This window comes from Methanobrevibacter sp. (assembly GCF_045120835.1).
Classification (GTDB): domain Archaea; phylum Methanobacteriota; class Methanobacteria; order Methanobacteriales; family Methanobacteriaceae; genus Methanocatella.
In genome coordinates this window covers 1-10,134 of record NZ_JBGVFE010000062.1, presented here as the reverse complement: position 1 = coordinate 10,134, position 10,134 = coordinate 1, and the positions used below count along the sequence as shown (strand labels likewise).

The 10,134-nt window shown below is 32.0% G+C and carries 7 protein-coding genes, 1 tRNA gene and 1 pseudogene; 7 read left to right on the top strand and 2 right to left on the bottom strand.

Going from position 1 to position 10,134, the window contains the following annotated elements; translation table 11 throughout:
- Window positions 1-11 precede the first annotated feature (11 nt).
- From ACJMLO_RS06110 to ACJMLO_RS06085, 6 genes are all read left to right on the top strand, one after another.
- Window positions 12-401 carry a hypothetical protein gene (locus ACJMLO_RS06110; RefSeq protein ID WP_405294945.1) on the top strand — a complete coding sequence of 130 codons (390 nt, stop codon included), beginning with the start codon at window positions 12-14 and terminating at the stop codon, window positions 399-401.
- A 343-nt stretch (window positions 402-744) separates the two neighbouring features.
- A complete protein-coding gene (tnpA, locus tag ACJMLO_RS06105) occupies window positions 745-1,110 on the top strand; it encodes an IS200/IS605 family transposase (RefSeq protein WP_405294947.1) in 366 nt (121 codons plus the stop codon).
- 126 nt (window positions 1,111-1,236) lie between these two features.
- Window positions 1,237-2,481 (top strand): RNA-guided endonuclease TnpB family protein, encoded by a 1,245-nt coding sequence (locus ACJMLO_RS06100; protein WP_405294943.1) that lies wholly within the window; start codon window positions 1,237-1,239, stop codon window positions 2,479-2,481.
- Between the two features lie 57 nt (window positions 2,482-2,538).
- Window positions 2,539-3,558, top strand: a complete 1,020-nt coding sequence (locus ACJMLO_RS06095) for a hypothetical protein (RefSeq protein WP_405294941.1) — start codon at window positions 2,539-2,541, stop codon at window positions 3,556-3,558.
- Window positions 3,559-3,867: 309 nt separating this feature from the next.
- Window positions 3,868-3,939: transfer RNA gene (locus tag ACJMLO_RS06090), tRNA-Gln, on the top strand.
- Window positions 3,940-4,235: 296 nt separating this feature from the next.
- Complete coding sequence (locus tag ACJMLO_RS06085; RefSeq protein WP_405294939.1) at window positions 4,236-5,819, top strand: hypothetical protein; 1,584 nt, start codon at window positions 4,236-4,238, stop codon at window positions 5,817-5,819.
- 91 nt (window positions 5,820-5,910) lie between these two features.
- Here ACJMLO_RS06085 and ACJMLO_RS06080 read toward each other — a convergent pair whose 3' ends face one another.
- Together ACJMLO_RS06080 and hmdC are read right to left on the bottom strand one after the other, a co-directional pair.
- Window positions 5,911-6,897, bottom strand: a complete 987-nt coding sequence (locus ACJMLO_RS06080) for a hypothetical protein (RefSeq protein ID WP_405294937.1) — start codon at window positions 6,895-6,897, stop codon at window positions 5,911-5,913.
- Window positions 6,898-7,962: 1,065 nt separating this feature from the next.
- A complete protein-coding gene (gene hmdC, locus ACJMLO_RS06075; protein WP_405294935.1) occupies window positions 7,963-9,459 on the bottom strand; it encodes a 5,10-methenyltetrahydromethanopterin hydrogenase cofactor biosynthesis protein HmdC in 1,497 nt (498 codons plus the stop codon).
- 372 nt (window positions 9,460-9,831) lie between these two features.
- Here hmdC and ACJMLO_RS06070 point away from each other — a divergent pair.
- Window positions 9,832-10,134 (top strand): annotated as a pseudogene (locus ACJMLO_RS06070) (5,10-methenyltetrahydromethanopterin hydrogenase); the annotation flags it as partial.

Here is a 10,134-nt window from a genome sequence, read left to right as displayed (position 1 = left end):
AAGGTGGTTTAATGGAAAAGAAAAGTTATTATTTGATAATTTTACTAGTGGCATTTGTAATCTGCATTGGAGTGTTCTGGTTCCAATTCAACAATGATGTTCCAACTTTCATGATGATTAATGCAACTGAAGTCCATGAAGGGGACTCATTTTCAGGTGTTCTCTCAGATGCCTACGGTTATGGTGTTGCGAATCAGACAATCACTTTCCACAAGCCGGGTTATCAAATGGGCACTCTTGTGGATGTTGTAACTGATGAGGAAGGAAAGTTTACAATTGAAAATGCCGAATATCTGCCTGATGCAGGGAAAGATAACTATTATGGCGACTTTACATTTGCAGGTCATGGCAAATATCAGGGATGCACCTTTGAAGGAAATATAACTGTTGTCTCTAATTAATTAAGTTTGTAGGAAGTTGTATGAAAACTCATGATATGATTTCTCTACATTCCTTTTTTTAGAGTTAATGCTATTGGATTTCTCGACCTGATGAGGTAGGGGTATTATTTTACATATTAATTTGAAGTTTCAGATAAAAAGATAATTATTATTTGTGATTGTATGTCTATGATGGGCACTCTTTTAAAGGATATTGATTTTACCAACATTTTTTTTGTTTTATCCTAAATATGCAAGAATACCACAACTTCTGTAAGTTGTGGATGAATTGCAAGTTGGGTATAGTATTATTTTTATTAACTTTTAAATTGTTATTTTCTTATAATGCTTATTATGAGCAGTAATTTTGAATAGGAATCAGCATTCAGTATACCTATTAACTTATCATTTAGTATTGGTGATTAAATATCGTAGAAAAGTGATTATTGAGGATATTTTCGATTTATTAATGATTATTTTTGAAGATATTGGTTTTAGGTATGGTATTGTAGTTAAAGAAGCGAATTGGGAGGTTGATCATATTCATATTTTATTTGAAGCTAAACCAAGTACCAATCTGGTTAAATTCATTAACTCTTATAAAAGTGCAAGTAGCAGAATAATCAAAAAACAATATCCAGTTATAAAAAAGAGTTTATGGAAAAGTGCATTCTGGAAAACAGGTTATTTTATTACAACAACTGGTGGAGCAAATATTGAAACTATTTAAGAAGATATAGAAAGACAACGAGAAAAATAATAATACTATTATATAATATTTTTTTTCATGACAAGATTACTTTTCAAACGCTCTCTCAATTTCTTTATATAATGGTTGTTTACTAATATATTAAACATGTCAAGCATTATTGATGAAAATGATTATTATGGGGGAGAACAAGATGTAACTGAAGCAGTTAAGATTAGATTATACCCTACAACGGAACAAAAAAAGAAAATTAATCAAAACATTGGCAACCGAGGTTTTATTTGGAACAAAATGCTTGGAAAAATCAAATATGAAAATTTGAAACCAACACAAAAAAACTTAAACAAAATACTTAAAGAGCTAAGAAATGAATATCCGTTCCTGGAAAAAAGCGAATCCAGCAGTAGACAGCAGGTTTTCATTGATCTTATAAAAGCATATAATAAACATAAAAAAGAGAAAGGTGTAGGATTTCCCAAATTCAAAACAGAAAAAAATCCAAACATCTCATTTCGAATACAGTCAAATAACAATAACATCCGCTTAAATGAACGAAAAAACAGAATACAAGTACCCACAATCGGTAAAATTAAATTCAAAACTAGTAAAGAACATAAACAAAAAATACAAGAATCCAAAATCAACAACATGACAATCAAACTAGAAAACGGAATATACTACGGAATAATAAACATCAACACCAAACACAAACCAATGAAACGCAGTTTTCAAGCAGTAGGCATTGATATAGGCATCAGAAGACCATTAACATGCAGTAACGGATTAAAAATAGAAGAATTAAACTTAACAAATGAAGAAAAAAACATTAAATACTACCAACGCGAAATGGACAAGAAAGAACCTGGAAGCAGACGTTATCGTGAAGCTCAACAAAAATACTGGAAAGCAATGAACAAAAAAATCAACAAGAAAAACGACCAATATCACAAAATCACACACCACATGGTAAAAAACAATGATATAATCGCACTAGAAACACTCAATATAAAAGGATGGTTTAAAAATAATCATTGGGCTCCAAAATTGCAGAGAATATCCGTATATGAGATAATAAGACAATTAAAATACAAATCCCAACGAAATAACCGAAAATTAATTCAAGTAGGAAGATTTTTCCCTTCAAGCCAAAAATGCAGCAACTGCGGATACCAATACATGGATTTAAAATTAAGCGAAGAAGAATGGACATGTCCTAAATGTGGAAAACATCATGACAGAGACTTAAATGCAAGTATTAATATAAAAAATGAAGGATTAAGATTAATCCTAGAAGAAATAATAAAGACAATTCCTGATAGGGATTGTCATGGCCTGCGGTGCGCGGGCATCGGCTCGAAAATATTAACATTTCACTCAGTAAGAGCATGTTAAAGTATCGAGAATCCCCAACTTCTTAAAAGTTGGCGGAAGTTCAAGGTTTTAATTTCATTGTGCATTGTCGTTGCTGTAAGCGCTGCTGATAATGCAACTGATGTAATCGAAATCGATGATGGAAATGAAGTTCAAGCCATTGATAATGTTGATGAAAATATTGCTGTTGAAAACAGTGTTGATTTAGAAAATGCTGATGTTGTGGATGAGCCCACTTTGGCTGCTGATGAGAGTGATGTTGATTCCAGTTTAGGTGCCAACACTACTTTTGGAGGTAAAGGCGGCAGTGGTGATAAGTTTGACTTTTCAAACATTACCTTTGATTTCGGTAACGGTACCAAAATTGACCTGGGAAGCTTATTGAACGGTACTAGTATAAGCTTTGGTAATGGTACAAGCTTCAATATATCATCCTTACTCAACAGTAACATGACTTTCGGTAACGGATCAAGTTTCAATTTAACCCAAATAATGAACATGACCGGTAATGGAACAGGTTCATTTGACATATCTTCAATTTTAAATCTGATTGGAGGATCAAAAATCACTTTTAATGCTACCGATATTAATCAGGTTTATTCCGGCAAAACCACCTTTAAAGTAACCGTTCTTGATGGTGATAAACCTGTATCTCAACAAACTGTTGTATTTACGGTAGATAATACGGATTATGTTGCAAGAACTGATGAAAACGGTGTTGCAACCAGTTCACTGGATTTGCAAGCGGGCACACATTACATTTATACAGAATACAATAATGTGATTGGAAAAAATAAAATTGTCATCGAAAAAGAGGCTTCCAAAATAACCACCAATAAGAAAACTTTCAAATCAAAAACCAAAGTTAAAAAATACGATATTACCTTAAAAGATAAAAATGGCAAAGCTATTAAAGATGTTAAAGTTACCTTAAAAATAAATGGTAAAACTTTCAGCGCTACAACTAATTCTAAAGGTAAAGCTGTATTCAAAATTAAGAAATTAACTCAAAAAGGCAAATATTCTGCAAAAATCAAATTTGCAGGAAACGGTTATTACAAAGCATCCAGTGCTAAAAACACAATTGTCATTAAATAATTGTTAGTTAATTTTTTGAGAGTTTATTAAACTCTCCACTTCTTATTTTTTTTTAGTCCATGAGTTTTGGCAGAAATTATTTGATTTTGAGCAGGTTTCATTTTCTTCTTTTTGATTCTTAAGAATGATTTTTTTTAAATCTGAACAACACTGGGGCGAGTTATTATTTTTTTGTGGTGCCTCATAGTATGTTAACTGCAATTTTAATTCAGTTAAAATGGTATTGGACATATTCTTGATTAGGGCTGAGAAATATCCTACTGTTTATGGATTTAATTTATATATGATGATTTCTAAAAATAGTTGTATAGTCCCGTAGGGTAGTGGCAATCCTTCTGGGCCCTGGACCCAGAGACAGCGGTTCGACTCCGCTCGGGACTACTTGATTATCTAATTATTTTAAACGTATGATAGGCTTTTTTACCATTGCCCATGACTTTAAAGAATTAACTTGTATAATATTTAAGAAATGCCTGTCTATCATATTTCATTGATTGAATCAGTGGATTTGCCTCTTAAAGAGAATGGGAAATAATTATTCCTTTTGTTATTTTTTATTTTCAGTTAAAAATTTATTATTTTTTGATTGCTGTTTTTCACAAATCAATTTGAATTTAATATTCTTTTTATAATAGTTTAGACATATATCACTATATAATCTAATTGGGGCATTGAAGTTGAATTTCAAAAAGATTTTTAATATTGTTTTGATATTTTTAATTTTATTAATTAGTTTATGCGCCGTTTCGGCTCAAGATAATAATACACAAATTATTTCGCAGGATATAGTTTCCTCTGAAAATGCAGATATTGATTATGTGGGAAATGTGTGTAGTGATTCACGAATTGATGCTCCAATTGAGATAAATGAAATAGATTTGTATTATAAAGAGGATACCGTTCTTGAAGGCCATATCAAAGGTATTGATGAAACTCCAATTAAAAATAAACAAATTGCCATGTTTATAGAAGGAAAACAGTATAACAAAACCTCTGATGATTTAGGAATGGTCCTGTTTGATTTAAATTTAAAACCAAATAGCTATCAGGAAGTCACTGCTGATGAAAATGGAATATCCAATTTAAACAAGAATTTAAAGGCGGGGACTTATGAAACACCTGTTCAAATCAAAGATTCTAAAAATAACTATTATGTTCCATATAAAAATTCTAAAACCAATGAAGGCACAAAAGTAAAATCTCCTGCGGGTGAAGACTGCTGCTCTTTTTATTTGCAAGTGAGTAATACTGAGTCAGTCGGAGGATTTAGAAGAGACAATACTGGATCAACTACCATCACTGTAAAAGACTGTACCATTAAAGGTTTGTCCGCTGTGAAACATTCTAATTCTAATGGATTTGTTCACTTGATTGTGTTTTCTAATGGATGGATAGTGGGGAATGGCGGACTGGATTCCACAACTTTCATCAAAAAAATGGAAAGTTTGGCTGTAGATATGATTAAGTCAGGCAAAATTAAGATGTCCTCTATTAAAAAGATCTATATGTATAAGAGAAGCATAAATTTTGGACATTTTGCTATTAAAGCTCCAAATGGTGAATATGCTGTTGTATGGAAAAATAAAATCATCACAGGCAAATTAAAACCTGGCGAATTCCTTTGCACACCTAATTTTAAACAGTATGCTCGTCACAGTACTTATGGAAAATACAGTAAAAATCTGGCTAAAGCTGCAATCAAAGTTGGAGCTACTGACAAATATGGTGTAAATAGGAGGCAGATTGTAGTTCTTCATTGGAAGGCCAATTCAGATAAAAACTATAAGACATCCTCTTCAGTTAAATGTTATGCTGCAAACGATAACGGCAAATTTGTTGGAGTATCCTCAGGCAGATTAGTGGACACAGTTAAATTTAAAAGCAATACTGTAAGTGGACATAAACTTCCAAAGGTTCCAAAAATGAAATATATGGGATTCCATAAATTTGGAAACATTGATAAGCTTATTAAAACTCCAACTACTGTAAAAGCTCCGAATGTAAAAAACCATGTCAATGCCGCCAAATGCTTTAATGTAAAGGTTATAAACAAAAATACTAAAAAAGTAATCAAGGGAGTAAAAGTTAAGATTAAATTAACTTCCACAGGACGCTCACAGATTTTCACTGTTAAAACCGATAGAAATGGTGTTGCTAAATTAAATACTAAAACATTAAAGGCGGGAAGTTATAATGTGGTTATAGGAACTGCAGATTATAAATATCAAATTTCCGGCAAAAGCAAGATAACTATTATATGAGCTTGTGAAGATGAGGATTACAAGGTAAAAATAAAAAAAGAAAATGAGTAGGAAAAATCCTAGTTAATTAAACAAAAAATTTCTTGTTATATTATAACTGTACCGGAAATCCCCTAACTGAGGAACCAAAAGCTTCAGGGGTAAGGCCCTGTTCATGCATAATTCTTAATTCAGTACAGATGATGAAATACTGCATTGCAGTAAACTGACTGTTATCTGTTTTGATTGATGCATGCATCATTTGATTAAAGGTTTCTTCTATAGATACTGCAGTGACATTGTAACCGCAATTCTTCAAAGTATGGGTTGCAATCAATATTGTTTCTTCAGTGCTGGAATGTTTCCTGTAAATATCTAAAATCAAATCAAGATATGAGTAATGAATATCAGGATAGTCTATAAAAGCCTTTCCATTCTGTTTATTGAAGAGTTCAATGTATTTTTTGGATTCATTTTTAATTGATTTGTGTAATTTATCTGCTTTGTGCATTTCATCCTTATAATAGGAAGCGTTCATTTCTTTGGAACCTGTATATACTGATCCGTCAATCATTTGGTACATCATGGCTTCCACTTCACTGAAGGATATTTTTAATCCTCCATCCCTTAATACATGGGTTGCGATTATTACTGTGTCTTCAAATGAGTAGTGTTTGTAAATCTCTAAAATCAAGTCCATTTTAGAGAATTCTTTACCGTTTGACATTGTTTTTAAATGATTTTTTTGGAAGTATTTGTTATATTTTGCAATGTCTTTTTTAAGAGAATTCTGATTTTCAGGACTTAAATCAATATGTTTTGGATTTTTTACACCAACGGTTGGAACTACTTTTTGGTCTAAAGGATTTTGATTTGAATTCTCAATTGCAGCTGTGGAACTGTTGCTATTGACAATAGTGCCATTAACATCTGCATCATTTCCAACAGAAATAATGCTGTTATCCTGGGTGTCATTTTGAATAGTATTATCTATTTCATCTACACTACATTGATGATCAATTGCATGAATTGGTGCATCATCAATGGTACCGTTAATATCGTTTGCTGAAGCAATGCCAACACCGATAATTAAAATCAATAATGAAAATGTGATTAATGCAAATTTTTTTATATTAGCACCTTTCTTATTTTTTGAAACTTGTAGTTTCTACGGTTACATTATTCAAGACCATATATAAAGTTTTTCGAGTGTAAGTACTCACTTGCATCTTAAAATAATTTAAAAATAATTAATTGGTCTAATTTTAAAAAAATAAGTGTTTTAAAGAATCATTATTGGATTTGAGTTTGAAAATCATGGTCAACTATTGTTTGCTAAAGCGGTAACAATATAAACTTTACATGGTGGAATTATTTTAGATGAAATCACCACTATAACTGAAAAGTACGCATCCTGCATCTAAATATTAATATTAAGTGCAAAGTGGGTTGAAGTGTAATTATAATGATGCAGAATTCGGAGTAAATGATGAAATAAAAAATAGATTGTATAGTTATTAAAGAGAGGAGTACTTTAATAACTATTTCAAGAGAGATATATGTCTCAAATCTATGTATAAGATAATGTATTAATTTCAAACACAACGATTATTGTATTTGATTAATGCTTACTATGTTAAATATGCTGTTTAATTGAGATAGAGTAGTGTAAATAGCTATGTCCAGTAGCTATTTACGAAACGGCTAATTATATAATTGAGCCAAATGACATATTTGAATTACCATAAAAATATGATAATCAATAATGTAGTAAGTAGTAATAACCATATAAATCTTATTAAAGTATTACTCAAATTTATAATCTTTATAATGGCTAATGGTGCATAAAAATTCTTTTATGGGGTTATAGGCAATTATTTAATATTTATAGTCTGAAATATGTTTGTATTTTTCTTATTTTTTCTCAAGTATTAATTATGCTCAATATAAAAAATATCTCAAATTTAAAATTAAATGATTTAATGTCTTAAAAATTTGAATTACATGCCTAGAATTAGTTATTCTTAAAAATATCAAACATATGTTGGTTTTTGTTTAAAGGAGTTATAAAAACAAAAAATTATGAGTAATACTTTTTTTAAAAATAATACTACGAGTAAATTACTATTTTCTAAAAAAATATTACTTCATTATCTACAAAAAATTATACAAGAGTTAATGCATTTGGAACTTTTTTCAAAATATTCTCCTTTATAGGAATCATGGTTGATGAAGCAATGGAAAAGTTTGCAGTCTTTGCTGCAACCTTATCATCTTTTTCAGCAATAATTGTTGCATTCAATTCATTCTGCAGATTATCGACAGTGTTTTTTAACACCCATTCGTCAACATCTGAAATGATGATTTCATCAACGTATCTGTCCAGTTCATTGGCAATTACCCAAGAAATGAATCTTCCACCATGCAATGAGATGGTGTTTCCGTCTGCAAGACCAACTATCTCATCTAAGGTATGTTTCAGTTCAATGTTTTGATACATTCTGGAATGAACCAAAGTTGCCCAGTGTGCATCGCCTATGTGGTAGGCGCCAATTTTTTTTGGATAGATGTAGTCTGGCCCGGCAATCTTGACTGCAGTAGCTATTGCCAAAAGATCATGCTTTTGGGCGGGTAAACCACGATTTGGAAATTCCTCATTGATGATTTGGATTATTCTTGGAAGCCCGAATTTTCCTCTTCTTGCGGTTCCAGGCTCATAACCACACATGTATCCATGATGGTTTTTTGGAAAACCTGTTATGACCATATTCAGTCCTGATCTTAATCCTGCCCTTACTTCATGTTCGTAGGCACCGTTTGTTGCGACAACTTTTCCGGGTGCCAATATTCTTGCTGCGGCAATTGTCTTTGCAAAAGCTTCAGTAGTGTTTTCGCATCGGTTAAAAGGACCTCCTTCAACCACAATGACGTCAGCTCCAATTTCAATTGATTTTTCAAATCCGGTAATCACTTCATCATATCCGTCACCGACAAACATGATGGATTCCAAACCTCTACCGTATTTTTTAGCAAGTTCTGCAATGTCTTCTGCTTCCCTCAATGGTGCTGCGTGACCATCGCCGGTCTGTTCTGAAGTGACATTGACCGCAACTGAAGATGACAGTTTAATCCAATCCTCTTTATCTTCTTTTTCTGCAAGTTCCTTATCAATCAGTCTTTCATGGATTCTTCCACGAGGGCATTCGGTAAATGCAGGACCTTTATTGTAGCATTCTCCTCCGCAACCACTGATGTTTTTTGGAAGTCTCATGGCACCGTTTTCGCCAAAGTGGTCAAGGTCAAGCGGTACGTCAACAATTTCATGCACCTTCTGCATGACTTCAACACCTCTCATTCCAAACTTCTCGCCAATGTCTGAAAAAGCATATGCGCAGATATGTATTGGCGCTCCGATTGTGTCCGCCAATCTGCAATTGCCAAGCAAGTCCATCAGTTCCAAATCGGAAGCGCAGGTTCCCGCAACTACTTCAGTCAAATCACATCCCAATGGAAATCTCTTGAACTGCATTCCCAGTTTCATTGTCTCATCCATTGAAAGTTCTGAAATCGCATCAACAACAGATGTTACATCCTTGTTCATTTTTGATATTTCAATTGCAGCATCATCATCATGAACCGCATCTTTTATTAAATCATACATGAGAATTCTCCATAATATTATATTAACTATTATATTTTTCAGTGAAATCATCAATAAATATCTTTCGTTTTAGTCATACCTAAATTTATTTTATATGATTTGTATTACTTAATTAAAAGTATTACTTATCTATAAAATAATAAAGAAAAAGTAATAACAGTATTACTAAAAAAGAAAAAACAATAGGAAAAATAATACTAAATAAAGGCTAATGTAAAGATTTAAATAGTATCACTTTTTAAACTATTTATATTACTACATGGCATATACTACCATAATTTTGTAATAAAAGCAATTTTTATATTGCCATGTGGTAAAATTTTTTAAATAAATTTATTTAAAAAAATATATCAAAAAAACGGAGACTAAAAAATGAAAGTAGCAATTTTAGGTGCAGGATGTTATAGAACACATGCTGCAAGTGGAATTACCAACTTCTCAAGAGCTTGTGAAGTTGCAGAAGCAACTGGAAAAGAAAACATTGCAATGACTCACTCTACAATTGAGATGGGTGCAGAGTTATTAGAATTAGCTGGAGTAGATGAAGTAGTGGTATCCGATCCAATATTTGACGGAGATTTCACAGTAGTGGACGACTTCGATTATGCAGAAGTAATTGCAGCTCACAAAGCAGGAAACCCTGAAGAAGTAATGCCTGCAATCAGAGCAAAAGTA